Origin of the sequence: Acidovorax sp. 69 (assembly GCF_002797445.1) — a bacterium.
GTDB lineage: Bacteria > Pseudomonadota > Gammaproteobacteria > Burkholderiales > Burkholderiaceae_C > Acidovorax.
Window position 1 is genome coordinate 718,651 of sequence record NZ_PGEP01000001.1, and the last position, 24,713, is coordinate 743,363.

Here is a 24,713-nt window from a genome sequence, read left to right on the forward strand (position 1 = left end):
CGCTCAGGCCCCGCGCGCCAGCGCCTGGTCGATGTCCCACAGGATGTCGTCGAGGTCTTCAATGCCCACCGACAACCGCACCATGTCCGCGCTCACGCCCGCGCGGGCCAGTTCCTCTTCGTTCAGCTGGCGGTGGGTTGTCGATGCGGGGTGGATCACCAGCGTCTTCGCATCGCCGATGTTGGCGAGGTGGCTCAGGAACTCGCAGGCGTCGATGAACTTCTCGCCCGCCGCCGCGCCACCCTTCACACCAAACGTGAGGATGCCGGAGGCGCCGGGTGTGCCGTCCACGGTGCGGAACTGCTTTTGCGCGAGGCCGTAGTACGGCGAATCCGGCAAACCGGGGTAGTTGACCCATGCCACCTGCGGGTGGCTTTGCAGAAACTTCGCCACGGCCAGCGCGTTGCGGCAGTGCTCGCGCATGCGCAGGTGCAGCGTCTCGGCGCCCTGCAGCAGCTGCCACGCGTTCATGGGCGAGAGCACGCCGCCAAAGGTGCGGTTGACCTCCATGCGCGCCTTCATGGTGTAGCCAAAGTCGCCAAAGGTCTCGTAAAACTTTACGCCGTGGTAGGCCCGGCTGGGCTCCACCATCTCGGGGAACTTGCCGTTGTCCCACGGGAATTGGCCGCCCTCCACCACCACGCCGCCCATGGTGGTGCCATGGCCGCCGATGTATTTGGTGGCGCTGTGCACCACGATGTCGGCGCCCAGCGCCAGCGGGTTGCACAGGTAGGGGCTGGCCACCGTGTTGTCGATGATGAGCGGCACGCCGTGGGCATGTGCCACTGCGGCCACGGCCGCGATGTCGAGCACGTTGACCAGCGGGTTGCCGATGGTTTCGCCGTACACCGCACGGGTGTTGGGGCGCATGGCGCGCGCAAAGTTTTCGGTGTCGGCCGGGTCGACAAAGGTGGTCTCGATGCCCAGGCGGCTGAAGCCCACGCCCAGCTGCCCCACCGTGCCGCCATACAGCGTGCTGGCTGCCACGATGTGGTCGCCGGTCTTGAGGATGGCCAGCAGCGCCGCCATCTGCGCAGCCATGCCGCTCGCGCAGGCCAGGGCGGCGCGGCCGTTTTCAAGGCTGGCGATGCGCTCTTCCAACACCGCCACCGTGGGGTTGCTGATGCGGCTGTAGACGTTGCCAAAGGTCTGCAGGTTGAACAGGCTGCTGGCGTGTTCTGCGTTGTCGAACACAAAACTCGTCGTCTGGTGGATGGGCGTGGCGCGTGCGCCGGTCACAGGGTCGGGCTGCGCGCCCGCGTGAATGGCGCGGGTGCCAAAGCCGAAATTGCGGTCGGCGCCGCTGGCTGCGGGAGTGCTCTTCGAGAGGGGCTCGGTCATGGCGGTGGCGCAGACGCTGCGCGGTGATGAAGTTGAAGGTTTTGAGTCAAATTGGCCTCTAGCGCTTATTCCATAAGCGCTAGTAGCTATTAATTTGCTAGTAAGGCAACTGCCGCAGACGCTTGGCGCTGATGACCTTGGTGTTCACGCCCATCCAGCCCAGCCCGCCAAACAGCCGTGCGTGTTCGATCTTCACGCAGCGGTTCTGGATCACCTGCAGCCCGGCGGCTTCGGCACGTTGCCCGGCCGCCTCGTTGAACACACCCAGTTGCAGCCACAGACACTTTGCGCCGATGGAAATCGCTTCGTCCGCCAGCGGCGGGATGTCTTCGCTCTTGCGAAAGCAGTCCACCATGTCGATCTTTGCGCCCTGCGCCGCCAGTGCGGCAGCGGCTTCGGTGACGCTGGCGTAGGCCGTCTCGCCCAGAATTTGGCCGCCCTCACGCGCGACCAGTGGATTGACCGGAACGATGCGGTAGCCATGCGCCTGCATGTACTTGGCCGCGAAGTAGCTGGGCCGGTGCCATTGCGGCGAAAGGCCCACCACCGCAATCGTGCGGCAGTGCGTGAGCAGGTCACGCAGGGTGCTGATGGTGTCGGGGGTGTGGAGCATGCAAACAGTGTACGCATGCGGTGCGGCCTTGCACCCCACCCTGGCCGTGGGTCTCGTGCGTCGACTTGCGCTCGGTGTCTTAGCCCCTGCAGTCTGGTCGCCATGGCAGCGACGGGCTTGTCCGCCCGTGCCCCGCATCCATCTACAACTGGGCGATGGTGGCGCGCACTTCGTCCACGCTGAGCACTTCGGTCAGCACCATGGGCGGCTTGCCAGGGCGGTAGAACACATACACCGGCACGCCGCTGCGGCCCAGGGCGGCCAGGGCGGCGGTGATGGCGGGGTCGCGCCGCGTCCAGTCGGCGCGCAGCAGGGCCACGTTCTTGGTTTGCAGGTCTGCGATGACGTCGGCGTGGGCCAGGGTGGTCTTCTTGTTGTATTGGCAGGTGACACACCAGGCGGCGGTGAAGTCCACAAACACCGGGCGGCCCGTGGCCACGATCTGCTCAGCCGTGCCAGGCACCCATGGCTGCCAGCCGGTGGTGGACGCCTGTGTGGCGCTCGGGGTGGTCGGCACGCCGGTGATGTGGGGCGCAAACGCCCAGACCAGCAGCGCCATCGTGGCCAGCGACACTGAGCCCATCCACATGCGGGCGCGGCCCGCCAACGACAGGGCCCACACCACCAGCGACAGGCCCACCAGCAGGATCAGCAGCGCACCTGCGCCATCGATGCCGCTTTGCTGCCCCAGCACCCACACCAGCCAGACCACGGTGGCGAACATCGGAAACGCCATGAGCTTGCGGAACGTGTCCATCCACGCGCCGGGGCGTGGCAGGGCACGGGCCACGGCGGGGATAAAACTGGCCGCCAGAAACGGCAGCGCCAGCCCCAGGCCCAGCGCCGCAAACACGGCCAGCGCCTGGGGTGCCGGCAGCGTGGCCGTGAGGCCCAGCGAGGCGCCCATGAACGGCGCGGTGCAGGGTGATGCCACGGCCACGGCCAGCACGCCGGTCAAAAACGAATCCGCCACGGGGTGGCGCGCCTGCAGACTGGCCACGGAGGATGGCAGGAAATGCCCGAACTCGAACAGGCCCGCGAGGTTGAGTGCAATCAGTGTGAACAGCGCTGCCAGCGATGCCACCACGGCGGGCGACTGCAATTGAAAGCCCCAGCCAATGGCGTCGCCCGCAGCGCGCAGGCCCAACATGAGTGCGCCCAGGGCGATGAACGACAGCACCACGCCCAAGGTGTAGGCGATGCCGCTCAGGCGGTGCGCAAGGCGGTCCTGCGCATGCTGGGTGAAACCCACCACCTTGATCGCCAGCACGGGGAACACGCAGGGCATGAGGTTGAGGATGAGGCCACCCAACAAGGCGCCCAACAGCGCGGCAGTGAGGGTGAGCGACGAAGCGCCGGTGTTTGCCGTGGGCGCGCCCGTGCCACCTGCCTGCGCTGCATTGGCCTTGAGTGCGGCCTCCAGTGCGGGCGACACGCTGGCCACTGACGCTGCCGGGGGCCAGGTGCCCAGCACCTTCAGCTCGGCCCGGTAGCCGGTGCGCGCGTCGGGGCCGATGCTGTGCGCGGCACTCTGCTCGGCCAGCACCACGGGCATCAGGGTCGGGCTGTTGCTTCGTTGGGACGACAGGGGGATCTTGGCCGTCCACACGCTGCCGTTCCACGTTTGCGTCCACGCCGCAGCGTTGTCGATGACCTCGGCGGTTTCGGGGAACAGGTCCAGCGTCTTGCCGCGCAGTGCCACGGGCAGGCCCTGCACGCTGATCTGCAGTGCCTTTGCATCGTTGGACATCTGGGCCTGGCTGTCCGGCACGATGCCGGTAGTGCCCGCCAGCACGGGCCGGGGTTGCGCCTTGGCCGCCGCCTCAAAGGCAGCACCGTTCAGTGCCGTGGTGCTCTGGATGGGCAGTTGCAGCGTGAATTCGCCTTCTTCGGGAATGCACTCCTTGCGGCAGACCAGCCACGATGCGCGCAGCTTGATGGTGGCGTCCTTGGTGAGCGGGCCGGGGGCAAAGGTGCTGGCCACGGTGACGGGCACGGGCAACAGCACCGTGCCTTCATAGCCATAGTTGGCCAGCGTGCCGATGGGGATTTTTTTGGGCAGGGGCCAGGCGATCTCGCCCGCGTCCAGCCCGGCGGGCAGCTGCCAGGCCAGGTCGGTGGGCAGGCCGGAGTCGCCGGGGTTCTTCCAGTAGGTGTGCCACTCGGGCTGGTGGGTGATTTGCAGGCCCAGCCACAGCGGCTGGCCGGGCACCACGCCCTGGGGGGCATGGGCCAGCAGCTCGGCACGCACATAGGGCGTGGTGACCACGCTGGTGCCTTGTCCGCTGGTTTTAGGGCTAAATTGGGCGTTAGCGCTTGTCCATAAAGCGCTGGCAGCTATCAAAAGCAGAGTAACTGCAAGGCGGTGGAGCAGGCGATGGGGCATGGTTGCAGTGTGGGAGCGGGCTGGCTGGTTTTGGTTCCAGCCGGCCTTTCCGTTCTGGTTCAGTCCGCCATTGTGCTTTGGGCTGACCACGCCCCGTCGCTAAGGCTGCCGTTGCCTTTCGGGGGGCTGGACGACTCAGGGGGGTCAGCACCCGGGGTTACTGCGTGCCCAGGGCCAGTTCTGCACGCGGCGTCCATTTGTCCGCCTGTTTGCCCGCCTTGGGTGCGGCCACGAAGAGCCGCTCGGCGGGCAGGTTCTGCGACACCAGGTAGGCGCGGATGGCCTGGCCGCGCTGCGTTGCCAGTTCGGCGGCGGTGGCCTCGGTGGCGCTTTGGTGGGCCAGCAGCAGGGCCTCCATCTCGGTCACCGTGAGGTCTTTGGCCAGCCCGACCAGGTTGCGCGGCTTGGGCATGTCGGCGCGGCGGTACACCTCCTTGAGCAGGGCGGGGTATTCGGCGGCCGATACGGGGGCCGTGTCGGTGGGGTTGGCGCGGCGTTTTTCGGCCAGCACCCGTTGCTGCAGGCCTTCGCGCTGCATGCCTTCGCGTTCGTCCTGCAGGCTGGCCATGCCGGTCACGGTGATCTTGAGCGCGGGGCGGTCCGTCAGGGCCTTGACCACCTTGCCCAGGTTTTGTTGTGCCTCGGGGGTGAGGGTGGCGCTGCCGGGGGCAAAGGGCACGTTGCTCATTTCATCGCCGCCGCCCAGGGCGCTGGCCAGCAGGCTGAAGGGTGAGGTCAGCGCTTTGCCGATCAGGTTGATGATGATCTTGAAGATCACAGGGCCAATGCGGAACTGCGGGTCGTTCAGCGAGCCGCTGATGGGCAGGTCCAGGTCGATCACGCCCTGGCGGTCGGCCAGCAGGGCCACGGCCAGCTTCACGGGCAGGCTGTTGGGGGCGCCCTCCACGGCTTCGCCAAAGGTCAGCTGATGGAGCACCAACCGGTTGCTGGCCGTGAGTTGGCCGTTGGGCAGCACCTTGTAGCTCACGTCCACGCTGAGCTTGCCGCGCTCGATGCCGTGGCCCGCGTATTTCACGGAGTAGGGCGTGAGCGGGGGTAGTTCCAGGTCGCGCACCTTGCCGGTGATGTCGAGCGCCAGCGGCTTCGCCAGGGGATTGAGTTTGCCAATGACCTCCAGCGATGCCGAACCCTCGGCGCGGCCACGCAGCTCCAGGTCGGCCAGCACGGGCTCGCCACCGGGGGCTTCAGACGAAAACGCGCTCAGCTTGCCGGTCAGCTCGGAGAGATCGGCCGAGTAGTTGGGCTTGATGAAAAAGTCGGAGAACAGCACCTTGCCATTGACCAGGCTCACCGGGCCAAAGACCACCACGGGGGCCAGCGGATCGGCTTGGGCCACGGCGGTGGTGGCTGCCGATGCTGAGGACACGGGCGAAGATGCCGCTGCCGTTTGTGGGGGGGCAGATGCCGTATTGGCCGTGGCACTGGCCGCATTGGCGGCACGGGCTTCTTCGGGTGTCTTGGCGATGTCGCTGAGGTTGATGCGGCCAGCCTCGTTCACCGTGACACGCGCAAAAAAGTCCACCAGGCTGGTCTCCTTGACCTCTACGCGCGGTGCGGTGCCGGGGGCGGTGGCCACAGTGAGGCCACGCAGGTTCAGGCTCTTCCAGGCCAGCAACTCCTCGCCCACCTGGGCCTCGGTCTTGGGGGTGAAGGCTGCCGTGCTGTTGGCCTTGAGGTCTTCCACCACCACATCACCCGCCAGGCGCAGGCTGATGCCCTTGTCTGATTGCGCCAGGGCCACCTGCCCCCGGTAGCCCACATCGGCGCGCAGCAGCTCTACGGAGAGCTGGCTGGCCAGGTAGCCGTCCAGTGCGTGCAGGGGCAGGCGCGTGGCGTCCAGCTTGCCCTGGGCAACCAGGGGTTGCAGGGCCAGCGTGCCCTGGTAGTCGACCTTGCCGGGCGTGGCCTTGTTGTTGCTCGCGCCCTTGCCCGGCGCCGCTGCGCGGGCCGTCAGCGAAAAGGCTTCAGGCTTGCTGCCGTCGCTGGCCAGGTTGCGGGCAGTGATGCCCAGCGCGCTCAGCTCCAGCGCCACGGGGCGCGGTTGGGCGTTGTCGGCAAAAGCCACGGCGCCGCCTTGCAGCGAGAAATCGGCCACACGCAGTTTCCAGGGCGGGGAGTGGGTGGCGGGGGCTGTATCGGCGACGGAAGTGTTGCCTTGTGGGGCGGCAGGGGCCTTGAGCCAGCGCTCGAACATCCAGCGCCCGTCGGCGCCACGCTCCACCGTGGCCTGGGGTTGGCTCAGCGCCAGGCGCTCCAGCGTGGCGGTGCGCGCGTCCAGAGGCACCAGCACGCCCTCCAGTTCGAGCTTGCCCAGGCTGGCCAGCGTGGCCTTGCCCTGCTTCACAGCCAATTGCTCCAGTGCCAAGGGGCCGGCCGTGAGCGTGACGCCTGTGGCGCCGGCCTGGGCAGGCTGGGGGGCTTGCCACAACACCCCCACATCGCCGGTCAGCTGGCCGGTGACCGTGGGCTCCAGCGCCTGGGCCAGGTAGGGGGCGGCCAGCTGCAGCGCCAGGGCGTTCACGGTGGCGTTGACCTGGGCCTTCTGGTCGGTGGCTTCGCCCGTAAAACTGAGGGTGCTGCCCTGCAGGTTGAGCCCTCCCTTGAACGTGAAGGGCTTTTCAAACGGCAGTGCCAAGCGGGCCATATCCACCGTGAAGTCTGTGGCCTGCAGGGTGGCGGCAGGGCGCGTGGTCTGGTCGGCCCAGCGCAGGGTGCCGCCGCGCACGGCGGCGGTGGCGACTTCCACCACCCAGGCGGGCGCCGCCTTGGCCTTTGTTTTGCCCGCAGAGGCCGATGGGGCCGGGGCGGATGCCGCGCTGGTGGCGGTCATGGGAGCGGTCACGGGCGAAGGGGCGGGGTCGGCGGCGGGCGCCATGGCAGCGGTCGGGGGCTTGCCTTTTGGGGTGGTGGGCACCGGCGTGGATGCCGTCAATTGCGCCAGGTTGATCTGGCCTGCCGCATCGCGGGTGGCTGTGACCACCGGCGCGGTCAGCTCCACGTGCTGCAGGCGCACGATCTGTTCGAGTGGGCGCACATCGGCCATGTCGATCTTCAGGCGCTCGTAGCTCAGCAGCTCGGCGCCCTGGCGGTCTGCCACACGCACTCCGCTGGCCATCACGGTGCCGGTCAGCTTCACGGCCATGCGCTGGTGCTGCTCAAAGGCCACCTTCACATCCGCATCCAGCGTGGCGCCCTGCACCTTGAGGGGCAGGTTGGCGGGCAGATAGGCCAGGTAGGGTGCAAGGTTCAGGCCGTCCAGGCGCAGCTGTGCGTCGGCCTGGCCGGTTTGTGCAAACGGGGTGCCCTGGGCGGACGAGTCGAACCGGCTGCCATCCAGTGCGAACGCCAGGTGGGGCTCGACCTTCACCTCGCGCTGCGAGGGCAGGGTGCTGATGAACGGCACCTTGAGGGTCAGGCCACGCACTTCATGGGTTGTACCCACGGTGTTGTCGATGAAATCGACGCTGCCACCCGTGAGGGCGAGGTTGTAGAGCGCCAGGCGCGCGGGGCCGGTGTCAGGCTGGGGTTCGCTGGGCGGGGCCGTGACCTTGGCGAGGATGTCGTCCACGTCATAGCGGCCGTCGCCCTGGTGCGTGATGCGCAGCACAGGGTTTTCGATGGTGAAAGCGTCCACCACAGGCGCCAGTCGCAGCAGCGACTGCAGCTCGCCATCGGCGTAAATGCGGCCAATGGTGAGCTGTGGGGGCGCGCCGTTGGCGCCCGCTACGGTCACGTCGCGCAGCGCGAATTCCAGGCTCCAGGGCTGGAAGTCGATGCCGCCCACCGTGACTTGGCGGCCCAGTTGCTCGGAGGCGATGCGCTCCAGTGGGCCTTTGACCAGGGGGGGAATGGCCAGCCAGGTGAGCAGCCACAAGCCGATCAGGCCCGCCAGGGCGCGGGCAGCAGGGCGAAACCAGCGGTGCTGGCGCAGGGAGGCAAAAGAGATGGAGCGCAGGGAGGTCGGCATGGCGGCAGGCTAAGGTGGGCGCCGCAGTCCCAAAAGGCCTGGTGGGGAAAAGAAAAACCACAGAAACCGCGCGCGTGAGCCGCTATTGTCCGCCTTGTGCGCCCGCCGAGGTAAGCCAATGCAACCGGGGGCTGCGGTGGCGCAAGATTGTTGACAGTGCGAGGGCGTGTTTCTTGCTACGCTCACGGGGCAAAGCCCAGGACGACCCTGCGGGTGGTGGCGCTTTTTTTCTCAATCTTGGTCACCACAATGGCGCCGATCTCGGAGGTGTTGGCCACATGTGTGCCCCCACAGGGCTGCAGGTCGACCGGTGGTGCATCGCCATCGCCTCCGATGCGGATGGTGCGGATGCGTCCTGTGCCACGCGGGGGTTGCACGCTCATGCTTTTCACAAGGGCTGGGTTGGCGTCCAGCTCTTCGTCGCTGATCGAGGCCACCGTGAGCGGGTGCGCGGCGGCCACCAGCGAGGCGATGGCGGCGGTCAGCTGCTCCTTGTCCAGCGGGTCGGTCATGGCAAAGTCGAGCCGCGCATAGTCGGGCGTGATGGAGCAGCCGTTGACCAGTTGCGGCACCACATGGCACAGCAGGTGGCTGGTGGTGTGCAGTCGCATCATGCGGTGGCGGCGCTCCCAGTCGATGCGTGCCGTCACGGGGGTGTCCGCCGCGAGCTGCGCCAAGCGCTCTTCCTGCCCGGGGGCAGGGACATGCACGATGGCGCTGGTGGCATTGCCTTCGGCATCCTTGCCCTTGCGGGTATCGGCGATGGCGATCTCGGCGCCATCGGCCAGCACCAAAACGCCGCTGTCACCGGCCTGGCCACCACCCAGTGGGTAGAACACCGTGCGGTCCAGCACGATGCCGGCGTCGGTGATGGCGGTGATGTGGGCGCTGCATTCGCGCAGGTAGGCGTCTTGGCGGAAGAGGTCTTGGGTCATGCGGTGATGGTAGCGGGATGGCTGGCGGCCCGTGGGCGCAGGGGCTCCCGGGCGGGGCTCCACGTATCTGCCCAGGTGATGCCCCGTTGCGCTGCGACTACCATTGCTGCATGACCGCTGCCACTGCGCCCCAACCCCCATCCCCCGCCTTGCCTTCGCACTTCTGGGCCGACCTGTCCACCCGCGACTTCGCTGTGCTGAAGAGTTCGGGCCAGGCCGATCAGGTGGTGGCAGTATTGCCTGTGGCCGCCGTCGAGCAACATGGCCCGCACCTGCCGCTGTCGGTGGATGCCACGCTGCTGCAGGGCGTGGTCGATGCTGCGCTGCCGCTGTTGCCCGCTGACTTGCCCGTGCTGTTCTTGCCCCCGCAGAACGTGGGCCTGAGCCCCGAGCACATTCGCTTTCCCGGCACGCTCACGCTGTCGCCCGCCACGGTGATCGCGCTGTGGACGGAGATCGGCGAGTGCGTGGCCCGCGCGGGCATTAAGAAACTTCTGCTGTTCAACGGCCACGGCGGCCAGGTGAGCGTGATGGACATCGTGGCGCGCGAGTTGCGCACGCGCTGCGACCTCATCGTCTACAGCGCCAGTTGGTTCAGCCTGCCGCTGCCCGACGCGGTGGCCGGGCAATTCAGCGCGCAGGAGCACCGCTTTGGCATCCACGCGGGCGAGATCGAGACATCGATGATGCGGCACCTCGCGCCCGCCACGGTGCATATGGAGCACGCTCGCGACTTCCGCTCCACGTCGCAAGACCGGTCGGAGCAGTACGCCATTTTGGGCAACGGCAAGAGCGCCAAGCTGGGCTGGCAGATGCAGGACTACCACCCGGCTGGGGCCGTGGGCAATGCTGCTGCGGCCACGGCCGACAAGGGGCGGGCGGTGGTAGAGGCTGCGGCGGTGCAACTGGTGGCGCTGCTGCGGGAGCTGCAGGCGCTGCCGTTGTCGACCCTGGCAAACGGGCCAGACCTGCGTTGAACCAGTTTGCTACTCTTTCAATAGCTGCTAGCGCATGATCCACTAGCGCCTGTGGCCAGAAAGGCCAAAATTTTGGCACTCAGGCGTGTGTGACCCACTGCGCGTGCTCCAGTTCGTTCAGATGCGGCAGCGTGTTGAACGTCTGCAGCATCAACCGCTTGGGCGCAATCGAGAACTCCGTCACCGCGCTGTTGCGGATGCGCATGTTCAGCGCAATCGTCACCTCGGGCGCGGTGCCCAGCACCTCGCCCACCGCGGTAGAGATAGGGCCGCCGCTGCTCACCAGCAGCACGTTCTGGCCCGCGTGCTGGTGGCGCACATGGTCTAGCGCGGCGCGCACACCGGCTGAAAACTCGTTCCACGTTGGCATGCCCTGGGGGCTGATGACGCCGGCCATCCACTGCGCCAGCGCATCACACAGGATGCGAAAGTGAGCGCGGTACAACTCGGGTGTGTCGGCCTTGCCAAGAGGTTGGGGGTGGATGGCTGCGATCAGCGCGTGGCTGTCGTATTCGTTCAGGCCTGGCAACTGCAGCACCGTGGGTGTGATCTGCAAGCCCTCGGCAATACCTTCCAGAGTTTGTGTGTGGCGGCGCAGGGTGCCGGTGATGACCGCATCAAACTGCATGCCCCGAGCGCGCCAGTGTTCACCCAGGCGCACCGCCTGCTGCCGGCCCAGAGGGCTGAGCTGGTCGTAATCTGCAGCGCCAAACGAGGCCTGGCCGTGGCGCACAAGATAGAGGGTTCCCATGCGTCGAATTGTGATGAACGAGGCGCATGGCGCTTGTCGCTATTGCGACCAATGCTATCAATTTTGGTGTTTTGATGCTGCGTTGCAGCAGTTGATGTGCGCACCAAAAGGATAGCTTGCAAGATCGCTAGCGGGCCCTTAGCGCAGCATCAGCCACACCCACAGGCCGCACCAACCGCCCATGCCGATCACGATGGCTCGCCCGCGCCAGCCGCCGTGCTTCCAGTAGTGGCCCAGCCACCCCGGGCTCCAGGGACTGTCAGCCATGTGCATCTGGGGCAGCCGATTGATGACGTTGCGGCGCAGCGCCTCTTCGTCAAACAGCGCCTCGCCATGGAGCCGCAATGGCACGGCGCTCAGGCCGATCAGGAGTTGTTGGCGTGTGCAGGTCACTTGGTGGGCGGGGGCCTGGTAGTGTTTTTTGCCCACCCGGGCCTGGATCTGCTCGCCATCGGTGCCAATGCGCATGCCCTCCAGCGCCTTCAGTCTGCGCCGGACGGCCATGGAAGGAATCAGCGGCAGCAGTGCCAGCGCGGCAAAGGCATAGGGCATCCAGGGTGCGCAGGACTTGCCCGGGGCGCAGTCGTGCTGATAGAACTGGGGCCAGGCCCAGTAGATCAATGCGCCTATGGCCAGGAACACGGCGGCGTCTGTGATCAGCAGCATGCGGCGGCGTGTGCGGGTGCTGCCGGGCAGCGCTTTGACCATGGTCACACGGCCACGCTCCAGGGGGCGTGCTGTGGTGGGCACCGCCGAGGGGCTGGTGGGGGCTGTGTGGTTGCCTTGCGCGGTCTTTTCTGCCGGATGGGCTCGCCAGGCCGTGCCGCGCAACTGCCGAAATTCGCCCGCCTTCCAGGCCAGCCACGCGGCCATCAGCATCAGCACGCCAATGCTGCTCATCAGCAGCGTGGGCATGCGGTGCGCCCATTGCGCCTGGTTGCGGGCGGTTTCCAGCTCTGCCTGAAAACTGGCATCGCCAAATGGTCCCAGCACACGGCCATACAGGTCGAGCCTGCGTACGAGGAAATGGGTCATGTCGGTCAGCAGCATGTGTTGCTGGAACAGGGCGATGGCGTTCGGGTCCTGTTTGGGGGCGAGTGGAATCACCCGCTCGGCCTGCCACTGGGGGTTCATGATGAGCAGGTCGGCGTTCTGCATGTTGGGGCCGGCCACCAGCACCCACAGTTGTCCGTGTGGGGCCTGCGCCATGGCGAACGGGAATGAGCGCCCCGGACGAAGCTCCGCATGCGCAATCGGGTGCTGCTGCCGTTCTGTCTTGCCGCCTGGGCCGGTGCGCAGCTGCACGATTTCGTGGCGGTTGGTGTTGGCGACCCACATCGCGCCTCCCACCTGCAAGGTCTGGTTGGGGAAACGCATGCCGTCGGCCTCGGTGCGTGCCAGGGTGTAGCGGGCGGTGATGGCATCGCGCCGGTACACCATCACGCGGTGGTGGGAGGCGTCGGACACGGTGATTTCTGACTCGTCGGGACTCACCCGCACCCACCGGTAGCTTCTGCGGGTGTCCAGGTCTGCCAGCTCCACTGGCAGGCACTGGCGCTGCTGCAGATCGCACCGGTGTACTCGGCTTTCGTCATGTACCCAGGCGACATGCTCCTGGGTGAACTGCAGGCTGGTCGGGCTGCCCGAAATTTTCAGATCGCGCAGGGGGATGTGTTGCAGCCGCTGGCCTGCAGCGTTGAATTGGTGGAGCGCACCGTGGCTTTCGATCCAAAGAGTCTCGCCTTGCACGGCGGGTAGCCGGGGGCCAAAGGGGCCGGGTGCCGACAACCCTTGGTACACGAACGCGAGAATCAGGAGACACTGCAACGCGATGACCGCGCGCAGGCCCCAGCGATAGCCGGACGATGGTTGGCTTGCCATGGACACTCCCTCAACGGATTTGTAATGTCACTGCATTTTGGGCAGTTGCAGCGTGAGGGGCATTGTCCAGCAGGCGCCTAGCTGCTGGCGAGCGTCTTGGCAAACATCGGCGCGTCCACGTTGCCGCCTGTCAACGCCAGGCCCACATGTTGGCCCTGGAGCTGCTCTCGCTCCTGCAACGCCGCCGCCAGCGCCGCCGCGCCCGCGCCTTCGGCCACATTGTGCGTGTCGGTGAACAGGGCGCGCATGGCGGCGGCCACTTCGGCGTCGCTCACCTGCACGATGTGGTCGATGTGCGGGGCCATCACGGCCAGGGCTTCGGGGTCGGCCACGCGGCACGCCATGCCGTCGGCGAGCTGGGTGGTGACGGGTGCCTCGACCACGTGGCCTGCGGCCAGTGAATCGGCATAGGTGGTGGCGTGGCTGCTGACCACGCCCACCACGCGCACCGGGTGCTGCAGCGCCCGCTTGGCCGCGATGGCCGAGCACGCGCCCGAGCCCTGGCCGATGGGCACATACACCACGTCCAGCTGCGGCACGGCGCGCAAGAACTCCCACCAGTAGGTGCTCACGCCGCGCAGCAGGTCGGGGTGAAAGCTGGGCACCATGTGCGCGCCGCGCTCTTGGGCAAGCTGCATGGCGTGTTCCCGCGCTTCCTGAAAGTCGGTGCCGTGCTCGATGAGCGTGACGCCCAGGGCACGCATGGCGGCGTTCTTTTCGACCGAGTTCCCGCGCGGCACGACGATGGTGCAGGCCACGCCGTGGCGGCGCGCGGCCCAGCCCATGCTCTGGCCGTGGTTGCCGCGGGTGGCGCTGATGACTTCAGCGGGCAGGGCGCCACGTTGCGCAAGTTGGTCAAAGTAGGTCAGCCCGCCACGGATCTTGAACGCGCCCACGGGTGTGTGGTTCTCGTGCTTGAGCCAGCAGTCGGTGCCCAGGCGTTCGCTGAGCAGTGCCCAGCGGTACTGGGGGGTGGCCGCAAAGTCGCGGTACACGACCTCTGCGGCTGCTTCGATGTTGGCCAGGGTGGGCAGCAGGGTGGTGGGGTCCAGAGGCGTTTTCATGCGGTGGCTTTCTTCTCAGTGGAAGGACGACAAGGTGACGGGGCCGCGCGGCGTGGCGAACTGCGCGCTGAGCCGGGGGGCGTCACCGGCCGTGACTGCGACCTGGGGCGCAACGCCGATGGCTTCGCACGCCGCCTGCAGCGTGGCCGACTGTAGGTGCTGCAGCGTGAGTTGCTGCAGTTGCACGCCGCTGGCGGGCAGGCTGCTGCACGGGTGCACGGCGCCCCACTGGATGAGGGTGGGCAGGCAGCCGTCCATCAGGCGCAGGCCGTCGTCGCGCACAGTGATCTGCCATTGCAGCAGTCCGTTCGGTGTGGGGCGGCTGGCGGTCACGATGGCGCCGCGTTCGATGTCTTGCGCAGACAGTGCGGCGCACCGCTCGGCCACGTCGGGCACGCTGGCCACCCAGTGGATGAGCTGCGGGCCGTGATCCGCCACCTGCTGTTGCAAGGTGATGTCGTCCATGTCAAACCAGCGTCTAGCGCTTGATGGTATTGCGGGAGCAGCTCCTGGGTTGATAGCAATGATCTCCAGATAGGCATGCGGATGTGCCGGGCTGGAAATATTGAAGATGCGGTTGTGCGTGCCCATCAGCGGGTGTTCGCCGCCCGCTGTGGGTGTGAAGCCCAGGGTGCGTTCGCACCAGGTCACGCCGGTGGCCAGGTCCGCAGCCAGTACGACCAAATGGTCGACGCAGGGTGTTTGCAGGGCGGTGGTAGGGGTCACAGCAGCACCTCGCCTGACACGCAGGTGACTGAGCTGCCGCCGACCCAGATGGTGTCACCGTCCTGTTCCACATAGACCCGCCCCGCGCGGTCCAGGCAGGTGCCTTGGGCTGCCACGTATTGCGTGGGGGCCAGCCCTGCGCCGATGAGCCACTGGGCCAGCGCGGCGTTCAGGCTGCCGGTCACGGGGTCTTCGGCCAGGCCGTTGTTGCCCGGGAAAAAAGCGCGCACTTCAAAGGCAATGCCCTCGGCGTCGGTGCTGCCGATGACCCCCACCTTGCCGCGTGGGCCCACCACGCCCACGTCCAACCCGGCCAGGATGGCGCCATCCGGCTTGAGTGCCAGCACCTGTTCACTGCTGCGCAGCATCACGCCACGCCAGTGGGGGCCGTTGTCGCACCAGGCATGGTGCAGGATGTCGCTGCGCGCCACACCCAGGCCGTGTGCGATCAAAGCCACATCGTCCTCGGCCAGCGGGCCGCTTTGGATCAATGGCGGCGCGGCAAAAGCCAGGCGGTCACTGCCCTGCCGCAGCGCGACCAGGCCCACGCCACATTCCTGCACGACCCGGCCCGCCGCCTGGGGCTTGCCACCGGCCTGCAGCCAGGCATGGCAGGTGCCCAGCGTCGGGTGACCGGCGAAAGGCAGCTCGCGCCCGGGGCAGAAAATGCGCACGCGGTAGTCGGCACCGGCCGCGCGGCCTTCGGCGGTGGGGGGCAGCACAAAGGTGGCTTCGGACAGGTTGGTCCAGTTCGTGAACGCCTGCATGGCTTCGGTGGACAGGTCCGTGCCGTCCAGCACCACGGCCAGCGGGTTGCCACGGTAGGCGGTGGCGGTGAACACATCGACTTGCTGGAAGGGGCGGTGGCGCATGGTGGTCAGTTCCTTAGGGACAAAACATGGTGAAACGGGGCCGGGCACGCCGGGGGCAGACCGGGCGCAAGGCCGGGGTTTTTTCGGGGTCTGGTGGCCCGGCGTCCAGGGGGAGGCCGAGGAAAAAAATCAGCCGCTGGGGCGGGAGGCTGTCGGGTTGAGGGTGGTCATAGCAGCACCGTGCCTTCAATGCAGGTGACAGCACGGCCACCCACCCAGATCTGATGGCTGTCGTCCTGGCGGATATGCACCCGGCCCGCACGGCCCAGGCACTCGCCTTGGGCCACCAAGTAGCTGCTTGGTGCCAGGCCGTCGGCAATCAGCCATTCGGCCAGGCTGGCATTGAGGGTGCCGGTGACGGGGTCTTCGGGGTTGCCCATGGGGGCGGCAAAGGCCCGCACTACCGCGCCGGGTTGTGCCGTATTGCTGGCCGCAGGGCTGACATGAATCACGCCCACGTCCTGGCCCAGGTCTTTCAGGCGGGCATGGTCGGGGTGCAGGCCCAGCACGGTGTCGGCGCTGTCGAGCAGCAGGCCCAGCCAGACGGGCCCGTTGTCGAGCAATTGCGCGCCCAGGATCTGTTGTGGGCGCAAGCCCAGGGCGCTGGCGATCAGCGGCACCAAGGCGGGGCTGGGGGCACTGCGCCGCAGGGGCGGAGCGGCAAAGGCCAGGGTGTCATTCGCCTGCGCGATGCGTACCAGGCCCAGCGCACACTCCTGGATCACCATGCCCGGCTGGCGGGGTGTGTGGCCGGCCTGCAGCCACGCATGGCAGGTGCCCAGCGTGGGATGGCCTGCAAAAGGCAACTCGCCACTGGGGCTGAAGATGCGCAAGCGGTAGTCGGCGCCCGTAGAACGCCCGGCTTCGGTCGGGGGCAGCAGAAAGGTGGTTTCCGACAGGTTGGTCCAGGCAGCAAAGCGGCGCATGTCGCTGTCGCTCAGGCCGTCGGCATCCAGCACCACGGCCACGGGGTTGCCGTAGCCGGGGCGGTCGCTGAACACATCGATTTGCTTGAAGGGGCGCTGGTGCATGGTGGGCGCTGGGTCAGGAGAGTGGCTGGTCCAACACGCCCCGTGCGCCGGGGCGTGTGCTGACCATGTTGTACCACCGCTCCAGGTGCGGCCGCGCCGGGCGTGCCTGGGGCAGGCCCCACCAGCGGTGGATCTCGCAGCCCACGGGGATATCGGCCATGGTGAAGCGCTCGCCCGCCATGTACGGTTGGCGCGCCAGGTGGGCATCCAGCATCGCCAGCAGGGGCTCGGTGGTCGCCACCGACGCCGCAATCAGTGCATCGTTGCGCTGTGCCGCAGGTGTGCGTATCCACTGGATGAAAGCATCGCGTCCGGCGGGGTTCAGTGTGGTCTGCTGCCAGTCCATCCACTGTTCGCCCACACAGCGTGTGGGCAGGTCCTCGGGGTACAGGTCGCCCGGCGAATGCCGGGCACACAGGTAGCGCACGATGGGGTTGGACTCCCACAGCGTCACACCCGTGTCCTCATCTTCGATCAGGGGCACCAGGCCGTTGGGATTGAGGCTCAGGTAGCGCGCCTCGCGCACCACGCCGTACTGGCCGCCCGCATCGGTGCGCTGCAGTGTGATACCCAGTTCCTGCGCGGCCCACACCACCTTGCGCACGTTGATGGACGACAGGCGCCCCCAGAGCCTCAGCATGTTGAATCAACTTTCATGGCGCGTTGCACGAACCGTGACGTATGAAGCTGGCGCGGCCCGGCCAGCGGCCCCGCAAGGGCCGCCAAGCGGTGGATGCGGCGCAGCGCCACAGGGGTGTTCACTTGCTTTCGCGGATGGCAGCTGCCAACGCGGCGATGCCGGTGGCGATCTGTTCCACCGATGCGGTGACGAACGACAGGCGCAGCGTGCGCTGGTCGGCGTTGTCGGCATAAAACGCGGCGCCGGGCACAAAGGCCACGTTGCGGTCCACCGCTTTGGGCAGCAGTTCGATGGCGCTCATGCCTTCGGGCAGGCGCAGCCACAGGAACATGCCGCCGTCGGGGCGGTTCCACTGCACGCCCAGGCCCTGCATTTCATGGGTCAATGCAGTCAGCATGGCTTCGCACTGCTGCTTGTACAGCGTGCGGATGGTGGGCACATGGCGGTCCAGGAAGTTGCCCTTCATCACCTCGGCCACCAGGCGCTGGTTGTAGCCGGGCGTGTGCAGGTCGGCGGCCTGCTTGGCCTGCAGCAGCTTGGGGTACACCGCCTTGGGTGCCACCACAAAACCCAGGCGCAGGCCAGGGGCCAGCACCTTGGAGAACGAGCCCATGTAGATGCAGCCTTCGGGGTTGCGGGCCGTGAGTGGTGCGGGTGGCGGAGCGTCAAACCACAGGTCGCCGTAAGGGTTGTCTTCGACCAGGGGCAGGTTCAGCTCGGCCGCCGCTTGTACCAGCGCAGCGCGGCGCGCGTCGCTCATGGTGCGGCCGGTGGGGTTCTGGAAGTTGGGTAACACGTACAAAAAGCGTGCCTTGTTGGCACCCGTGCCCACTTTGGCTTTCAGGTCGTCGATGAGCACGCCTTCATCGTCGCTGGCCACGGACACCACGTTGGGCTCCATGGGCGTGAAGGCCTGCAGCGCGCCCAGGTAGGTGGGGGTTTCGACCAGCACGCGGCTGTTTTCGTCGATCAGCACCTTGGCGATCAGGTCCAGCGCTTGTTGTGATCCGGTGGTGATGAGCACCTGCTCGGGATCCACATTCCACGGCAAAAAGTCGGCAATGGCCTGGCGCAGCGGGGCAAAACCTTCGCTGGCGGCGTATTGCAGGGCGGCCGGGCCGTCGTTGGCCAGCACGGCAGCTGATGCAGCAGCGAAGGCCGATACGGGGAAGGTCTTGGGCGAGGGCAGGCCGCCCGCCAGGCTGATGATGCCGGGCTTTTCCGTGACCTTGAGGATTTCGCGGATGACCGATGGGTTCATGCGCTCGGCGCGGCGCGCCAGGGTCCAGGTGCTGGTGGGCAGGTCGTTCAGTTTCACTCTCGTTCTCCTAGGGGTGGTGTGCAGGTGGCCACCCAACGTTGCAAAGTCATCAGAAAAAATAAGTAACCCGTGCCAAAAACCTGTGCACGGGCATCAGTCCACGACAAACAGGGTGGCACCCTGGGGCGCTGTGGACCGGTGTGGTTCCGCATTGTCCGCCACCTGGTAGCTCATACCGGGTGTCAGGGTGAACTGGCGGCCGTCGGCCAGCTCGGTGTGCAATTCTCCGCTCAGGCACAGCAGCACATGGCCCTTGGTACACCAGTGGTCCGACACATAGCCGGGCGTGTACTCGACCATGCGCACGCGCATGTCGCCCCACTGCTGCGTGCGCCAGAAGGCCTGGCCCGCTTGCGCGCCTTTTTCTTCGCGGGGCAGTGTGGTCCAGTCGGTGGTGCCAAACGGAATGTGGTTCATCTTCATGGGACGGGTCTTTCGGCGGTGTGCACGGGCATCTTCTTGCCAGCAAACACCGTGGCGATCACTGCGATGGCAAACACCAGGGTGGTGGCATCCAGGTGCTCGCCCAGCAGCGGCACGGCAAAAAGCAGGCTCAGAAAAGGCTGTATGAGCTGGATCTGGCTCACCCTTACAGCACCCAGCGCCAGGGCGCGGTACCAGGCAAAAAAGCCGATCCACATCGAAAACAGGGCCACATAGGTGAAGCCCATCCAGCCCATGGCGCTGATCGCCGACGGTGTTGCCGGTGCAAACCACCACGCGATAGGCAGGGTCAGTGGCAGGCAACACGCCAGCACCCAGCAAATGGCCTGCTCGGCGCCCAGGCGCGGCGTGAGGCGTGCCCCGCCGATGTAGCCCAAGGCGCCAGTGGTCATGGCGATCAGTAGATAGATGTTGGCAGCGCCCAGGTACAACCCCCCCGCGCGCCACACCATGAAGCCAAGTACCAGGCCGCTGCCCAAAACCGCGCAAGCCCAGAAGCCCGTGGATGGGCGCTGCCGAAACCACAGCGCTCCCAGCACCGCGGTAGACAGCGGCAGCAGCGCCGTGACGACAGCGCCGTGGGTGCTGGGCACATGGCGTAGCGCCAGTGCGAGGAACAGCGGGAACCCAACGATCACTCCAAAAGCGGTGACACCCAGCAAGGGCCACTCTGTCTTCACCGGAACATTGAGGCGCCCACGGGACCGCTGCCACAGCAGGTAACCGATGGACAGCAACCCTGCCACGGCGGCACGGCCAAAGGTGACGAACCAAGGAGACAGCTGGGGCGCGTCGGCAGGGCCGACTGCAAGGCGCGTCATGGGCAGGGTGGCGGCAAAAAGGGTCACGCCCACCAGGCCCCAGAGCAGGGCTTCTTTTTCCTGGGCGCGGTTCATAGCGTGAGCATCCAGTACGCAGTGAGCACCAGCACCAGGGCCAGGGCCCGGTTGAACCACAGCAGCCTTGCGCCCTGCGCCAGCCAATGGCGCAGCAGCGAACCCACCAGTGCGTAGACAAAATTGCTGGTGAACGCAAACACCATCATCACGCCGCAGATGATCACCAGGCGCTCGCCCGGGTTGGAGGCCGGCTGGCCGGCTGCATTGACCACCCAGCCAGCGCTCAGTGTGAGGGCCAGCATCCAGGCCTTGATGTTGACGAACTGCAGGCCCACGCCTTGCCAGAAGGTCACGTTCAGGCGCGTGGTGTCGATGTCGGCCATCTTGCCCGCGCGGCTGAGCTTGAACGCCAGCCAGAGCATGTAAGCCACGCCCAGCAGCGTCACTGCCCAGCGCAGGGCGGGCACGCCGGTGATGAGCGCGCCCAGGCCCAGGCCGCTGCCCAGCATCAGCAGTGTCCAGCCCGCAGGCACGGCCAAGCAAAACCGCAGCGCGCGTCTGAGGCCCAGGTTGGCCGCCAGCGCGGTGGACAAGGTGGTGTTGGGCCCCGGCGAGAAACTCATGGCGGTGCAAAACAGCAGCAGGGCGGTGAGTTCGGCAGTGCTCATGGTGGGGTGGCTCGGGGAAGGGCTTGCGGCTTGTGTGTGTTCAATGTAATCTTGCAAACCAATACATCACCAGTACAGTCTGTCAGCGCAGTGCTGAATCTGTATTGGTTGCGAAGACAGTACACAGCCCAGAGCCTTTGCCATGCTGATGAAATCCCCCACCCAGTCGCTCACCGAGCAGTTGTCTGCCCGAATCTCCGAGCGCATCCGCAACCGCCTGCTGGCGCCCGGTGCGCGCTTGCCGTCGGTGCGCCAGTGTGCGCAGCAAAACGGAGTGAGCCCGTCCACCGTGGTGGCGGCCTACGACCAGCTGCTGGCGCAGGGGCTGGTGGAAGCGCGCAAAAACCGGGGCTTCTTCGTGCGCGAAAGTGCTCGCGCGGTAGGCGCAGCCGACGACGAAACCCACCCCGTGGACCCTGCCCAGGAGAGTGCCGCCGCCAACTGGAGCACCGCCCATTGGTTTGCCGCGCGTGCCGCAGGGCGGGGGGGGCGAAGCGTATCGCCCGTGAATGCCACGGCGCTGATCCGGGGCATGTTCCACAAGGTCAGCGACAAGCCACAGCCCGGCATGGGCGTGTTTCCACCGCAGTGGCTGGAGTCCACCTTCATGCCCGCAGCGGTGCGCAAGGTGACCAGCTCGCGCAGCCTGCAGGATTTTTCGCTGCAGTACGGAGAGCCTTTGGGCGACGCGGGCCTGCGCCGCCTGCTGGCCAAGAAGCTGGCCACGCTCAACGTGCACACAGTGCCCGAGCACATCATCACCACCGTGGGGGCCACCCATGCGCTCGACATCGTGAGCCGCACGCTGCTGCGCCCGGGCGACCCGGTGATGGTCGAAGAGCCGGGTTGGGCCGTGGAGTTTGCGCGCCTGGCCGCCTTGGGCATGCACATCCTGCCCGTGCCTCGCCGCGCTGACGGGCCCGACCTGGAGGTGATGGCCAAATACTGCGAGGTGCACAAGCCCAAGCTCTACGTGAGCGTGAGCGTGTTCCACAACCCCACCGGCTACTGCCTCACGCCGGGCAGCGCACACCGCATCCTGCAACTGGCCAACCAGCACAATTTCCATGTCGTGGAGGACGACACCTACAGCCACATTGCGCCCGAGCACGCCACGCGGTTGACCGCGCTCGACGGCCTGCAGCGCACCATCTACGTGAGTGGTTTTGCCAAGATCCTGGCCCCCAACTGGCGCATTGGTTACCTGGCCGCGCCACCCGCGCTGGTGGAGCAGTTGCTCGATACCAAGTTGCTGGCCACGCTGACCACGCCGGCCTTGCTCGAAAAAGCCCTGGCGCTGTGCATCGAGCAGGGGCAGCTGCGGCGCCATGCCGAACGCATCCGTACCCGGCTGGATGCGGCGCGCGCGCGCAGCGTCAAGTTGGCAATGAGCGCTGGCTGCACTTTTGCCGCCGAGCCCGTGGGGCTGTTTGGCTGGGTGGAGACGGGGGTGGACACCGATGCGCTGTCGCAGCGCATGCTCGATGAGGGCTACCTGCTGGCACCCGGTGCGCTGTTCCATGCAGAGCGCAAGCCCAGCACGCTGATGCGCATCAACTTCGCCACCACGCAGGATGCAGCGTTCTGGCGCACTTTTGAGCGCGTGCGATCAGAGCAGGGGCGGTGAGCGCCGGGCCCGGGGCCCCGATGTGTCAGCGACCGGCGGGCGGTCGTTCTACCTCCAGGTCGGACAGCACGCGCAGCAAGGCACGGTTGACCTCTTCCAGGTCCAGCTCGAAGGTTTCGCACAGCTGCCGGATGGCGCTGGCGTCATCGGTTTCCAGCGCGCAGGCCATCTGAAGGCCGCTGGTGTAGGGACCTGTGCGCAGCACGGTGGCATCGTAGATACGCTCGGACAAGGGCAGGCGACGCAGGATGGTGCCCAGCGGTTCCCCGAGCAACTCATCGAGCTGCGAGAGCAAGCCACACAGATAAATTTCACGGCGCAGGTCGTTCTCGATCCCTGCGTCCAGTAGCCGGGCAGTGAGCTGTGCGCGGATCAGCATGGCTTCGCGCACCGGTTGCATGTTGGGGTCGGTGTTGGCGTGGGGCAACTGATCGGAGAGCCAGCGCTTGATGGAGCTGTAACCCATCATCACCAGACCCCGGCGCAGCGAGTCGATGCCGGTGCGCAGTCCCAGGGCCGCAGAGTTGGTGTAGACCATGAAGCGGTACGCGAGCAGCGGGTCTTCGCCCATGATGTCTTCAAAAGTTTCCAGCGACTGCTCGGCGTCGATGGCCTTCATCAGCTTGAAGATCACGGCATGCGACGGCTGCTGCGGATGGTGGCGCAGGCTGTAGAGAACGTCTTCCGACGGCCAGCCCGCCAGCGCCATGGCGTTGCTCTGGTCCAGGCAGTGTTCCATGAGTGCACGGCTGGAGATGTTCTCGTACATCTGCCCCGCCAGCACTGGACTGGCGGCACGCGTTGGCGCTGCGGGCGCGCCCGGGCGTGTGGGTGGCGCCGTTTGCAGCGCGGCTACCGCATCTTCGGGGCGCAGGGTCAGCAGGCTGTTGTCAAAACAGCGGGCAATTTCGGGCTCGGGCAGTTTGCCGGTGTCTCCGCGCCACACGAGCCGAAGCCCGCGTTGGTGTGCAGCCTTGACGCGTGCGTAGATGGCCGAGTCCGACAGCCAGTCGCCGCGCACTTCAATCCAGGGGGCGCCGCGCGGGGCATGTTCGAGCAGATCACACAGCAACTGGCGTGTTTGCGCCGAGATCAAGAGCGGTGGTGAGCTGGCCGACCACAGCTCCTGCAAAGTGCGCAGCAAGTGGGCGGCATCGACCACAGCCGATGCCTCGTTGTAGGCGTACAACTGGATACCGGCCAGCTTGCGGGCCCGGTTCCACAAAGGGCGGTAGCCCAAAATCAGGCTGCCAAGGACAGATTGGACCATGTGCTCTCAGGCGTTGTCTCGTCGTGGGGCCTGTCCTCGCCTGGGGCTGTGCGGCGTGGGAAGACCCGCGTTAACTGATGAAATTGAACAGGGACAGTTTTTGAACCTGGGCATAGGATTTGAGTGCTGCCTCATAGCCCACCTGCTGGTTCTGGAAGTCCGAAATGCCCTTGATCATATCGAGATCCTCGGCCCGCGAGCGGTCGCCTTCGAGCTGGATGGAGCGTTTGTCCTGATCCCCCGTGATGCGGTCTGCGCGGTTGAGCAACTCGCCAGCGTAGCTGCGCATGTTGTGAACCCGCTCCAGCCCGATGTCGATGTTGGCCAGCGCTTGTCCCACGGCCTGGATGGCCGCATTGTTGTTGGGGGCATTGCGGATGCCGTTGATCGCACTGTCCAGCGTGCTGAACATGCTGGCGCTTGGTTGCAGCGTGACGGTGTCTCCATTGTCGGGATTGCCCTTGATATCGAAGGTCAGGCCTGGAATGCCGGCGACAGAGATCGTGACCGGTTTGTCGGTCGGGTAATCAGGCACCACCACGGGGGCCGATACGGCGCCAGTCGTGGTGTTGGTGAGTGTGTAGGTGGCGGTGCTGGTACCTGTGGTGGCTCCCGGGCCCACGGCACTGAAGGTGATGCTGTAGTTGTCGCCGGTCACCAGTCCCAGGTTGCTGGGTGTGATTGCCGTGGTGGTGAGTTGCCTGCTGCTGGGGATGGCGCTGACACCCGCGGTGTAGACGCCATCGCGGTTGGGGTCGAACATGAAGGTCGAGTCGCCATCGAGTGTTCCGGGGACCGTCACCCCGGTGCTTGCCGTCTGGCCAGGCAGGCCTTGAAAGTTGTAGTCAGGGGAGGCGCTCAACGGGCCCAGAAAGGGCGCCAGTGCGCTACCCAGTGCGCTCAGCAATGGAATGCCGTTGGTGTCTTTGCGGTTGGCGACTTCCAGCAGTTGTTCGCGCAACCCCTGCAATTGGTTGGCGACGGTGGCGCGGTCATTGGGCGTCATGCTGGCGTCGCCAGCGCTCACCACCAACTCGCGAAAGTTCTGGATCAGATTCACCGCGTCACCCAGCGACGATTCGCCCTGGGCGATGGCGTTGCGCTGGGTCTCCAGGGCGCGCTGCTCGGTCTGGATGCGCGACAGGCGGTTGAGTGCGCGCTCGGCTTGTGCTGCCGATACCGGGTCGTCACTGGCCCGCACGACACGTTTGCCCGACGTGAGGTTCTCTTGCAGGCTGGAGAGGCTGCTTTGCCGTGCGCCGAGATTGCGCAGGGCGTTGTCATACATGTTGGCCGTGCCAAGGCGGTAGATGTTGTTGCTCATGTCGAACTCCTCACT

Annotated in this window: 20 protein-coding genes; 2 read left to right on the top strand and 18 right to left on the bottom strand. The window is 66.4% G+C overall.

Annotated elements, in window-relative coordinates:
* Positions 1-3: 3 nt before the first annotated feature.
* The 5 genes from CLU85_RS03355 to CLU85_RS03375 all read right to left on the bottom strand — a co-directional run bounded on the left by CLU85_RS03355 (position 4) and on the right by CLU85_RS03375 (position 9,263).
* Positions 4-1,341: an O-acetylhomoserine aminocarboxypropyltransferase/cysteine synthase family protein gene (locus tag CLU85_RS03355; RefSeq protein ID WP_100409042.1), complete on the bottom strand. Its 1,338-nt coding sequence runs from the start codon at positions 1,339-1,341 to the stop codon at positions 4-6.
* A 97-nt stretch (positions 1,342-1,438) separates the two neighbouring features.
* The gene (locus tag CLU85_RS03360) at positions 1,439-1,954 is read right to left on the bottom strand and encodes a CoA-binding protein (protein WP_100409043.1); all 516 of its coding nucleotides are present in this window, start codon (positions 1,952-1,954) and stop codon (positions 1,439-1,441) included.
* A 142-nt stretch (positions 1,955-2,096) separates the two neighbouring features.
* Positions 2,097-4,340 carry a protein-disulfide reductase DsbD gene (locus tag CLU85_RS03365; RefSeq protein ID WP_198509131.1) on the bottom strand — a complete coding sequence of 748 codons (2,244 nt, stop codon included), beginning with the start codon at positions 4,338-4,340 and terminating at the stop codon, positions 2,097-2,099.
* A gap of 157 nt (positions 4,341-4,497) precedes the next feature.
* Positions 4,498-8,328, bottom strand: coding sequence for a DUF748 domain-containing protein (locus CLU85_RS03370; protein ID WP_100409045.1), 3,831 nt, complete (start codon positions 8,326-8,328; stop codon positions 4,498-4,500).
* A 182-nt stretch (positions 8,329-8,510) separates the two neighbouring features.
* Entirely contained in the window at positions 8,511-9,263 is a 753-nt protein-coding gene (locus CLU85_RS03375) for an alanyl-tRNA editing protein (protein ID WP_100409046.1), read from the bottom strand.
* 110 nt (positions 9,264-9,373) lie between these two features.
* On the opposite strand from CLU85_RS03375, the gene CLU85_RS03380 reads away from it, so the two are divergent.
* Entirely contained in the window at positions 9,374-10,240 is an 867-nt protein-coding gene (locus CLU85_RS03380; RefSeq protein WP_100409047.1) for a creatininase family protein, read from the top strand.
* 79 nt (positions 10,241-10,319) lie between these two features.
* Here the strand turns inward: CLU85_RS03380 and CLU85_RS03385 are convergent, their stop codons facing one another.
* The 11 genes from CLU85_RS03385 to CLU85_RS03435 all read right to left on the bottom strand — a co-directional run bounded on the left by CLU85_RS03385 (position 10,320) and on the right by CLU85_RS03435 (position 20,477).
* Positions 10,320-10,991, bottom strand: a complete 672-nt coding sequence (locus CLU85_RS03385) for a histidine phosphatase family protein (protein WP_100409048.1) — start codon at positions 10,989-10,991, stop codon at positions 10,320-10,322.
* Positions 10,992-11,129: 138 nt separating this feature from the next.
* Positions 11,130-12,872 carry a hypothetical protein gene (locus CLU85_RS03390; RefSeq protein WP_100409049.1) on the bottom strand — a complete coding sequence of 581 codons (1,743 nt, stop codon included), beginning with the start codon at positions 12,870-12,872 and terminating at the stop codon, positions 11,130-11,132.
* 77 nt (positions 12,873-12,949) lie between these two features.
* Positions 12,950-13,936: a threonine dehydratase gene (locus CLU85_RS03395; protein ID WP_100409050.1), complete on the bottom strand. Its 987-nt coding sequence runs from the start codon at positions 13,934-13,936 to the stop codon at positions 12,950-12,952.
* Between the two features lie 15 nt (positions 13,937-13,951).
* On the bottom strand, positions 13,952-14,662 hold the full coding sequence (locus CLU85_RS03400; protein WP_100409051.1) for a VOC family protein: 711 nt from the start codon (positions 14,660-14,662) through the stop codon (positions 13,952-13,954).
* Complete coding sequence (locus CLU85_RS03405; protein ID WP_100409052.1) at positions 14,659-15,534, bottom strand: PhzF family phenazine biosynthesis protein; 876 nt, start codon at positions 15,532-15,534, stop codon at positions 14,659-14,661. Before CLU85_RS03405 ends, CLU85_RS03400 begins: the two co-directional genes overlap by 4 nt.
* Positions 15,535-15,701: 167 nt before the next feature.
* Positions 15,702-16,565, bottom strand: a complete 864-nt coding sequence (locus CLU85_RS03410; RefSeq protein WP_100409053.1) for a PhzF family phenazine biosynthesis protein — start codon at positions 16,563-16,565, stop codon at positions 15,702-15,704.
* Between the two features lie 13 nt (positions 16,566-16,578).
* Positions 16,579-17,205 (bottom strand): glutathione S-transferase, encoded by a 627-nt coding sequence (locus tag CLU85_RS03415; RefSeq protein WP_100409054.1) that lies wholly within the window; start codon positions 17,203-17,205, stop codon positions 16,579-16,581.
* Positions 17,206-17,323: 118 nt separating this feature from the next.
* Positions 17,324-18,523, bottom strand: a complete 1,200-nt coding sequence (locus CLU85_RS03420) for a PLP-dependent aminotransferase family protein (RefSeq protein ID WP_100409055.1) — start codon at positions 18,521-18,523, stop codon at positions 17,324-17,326.
* Between the two features lie 96 nt (positions 18,524-18,619).
* Entirely contained in the window at positions 18,620-18,949 is a 330-nt protein-coding gene (locus CLU85_RS03425; protein ID WP_100409056.1) for a DHCW motif cupin fold protein, read from the bottom strand.
* Positions 18,946-19,866, bottom strand: coding sequence for a DMT family transporter (locus CLU85_RS03430; RefSeq protein ID WP_100409057.1), 921 nt, complete (start codon positions 19,864-19,866; stop codon positions 18,946-18,948). The genes CLU85_RS03425 and CLU85_RS03430 overlap by 4 nt, the downstream gene beginning before the upstream one ends.
* Positions 19,863-20,477: a LysE family translocator gene (locus tag CLU85_RS03435; protein ID WP_100409058.1), complete on the bottom strand. Its 615-nt coding sequence runs from the start codon at positions 20,475-20,477 to the stop codon at positions 19,863-19,865. Before CLU85_RS03435 ends, CLU85_RS03430 begins: the two co-directional genes overlap by 4 nt.
* Positions 20,478-20,619: 142 nt before the next feature.
* On the opposite strand from CLU85_RS03435, the gene CLU85_RS03440 reads away from it, so the two are divergent.
* Entirely contained in the window at positions 20,620-22,104 is a 1,485-nt protein-coding gene (locus CLU85_RS03440; protein ID WP_100409059.1) for a PLP-dependent aminotransferase family protein, read from the top strand.
* Between the two features lie 25 nt (positions 22,105-22,129).
* Here CLU85_RS03440 and CLU85_RS03445 read toward each other — a convergent pair whose 3' ends face one another.
* A complete protein-coding gene (locus tag CLU85_RS03445) occupies positions 22,130-23,374 on the bottom strand; it encodes an HDOD domain-containing protein (protein ID WP_100409060.1) in 1,245 nt (414 codons plus the stop codon).
* 70 nt (positions 23,375-23,444) lie between these two features.
* Positions 23,445-24,698, bottom strand: a complete 1,254-nt coding sequence (gene flgL, locus CLU85_RS03450; protein WP_100409061.1) for a flagellar hook-associated protein FlgL — start codon at positions 24,696-24,698, stop codon at positions 23,445-23,447.
* Positions 24,699-24,713: the final 15 nt, after the last annotated feature.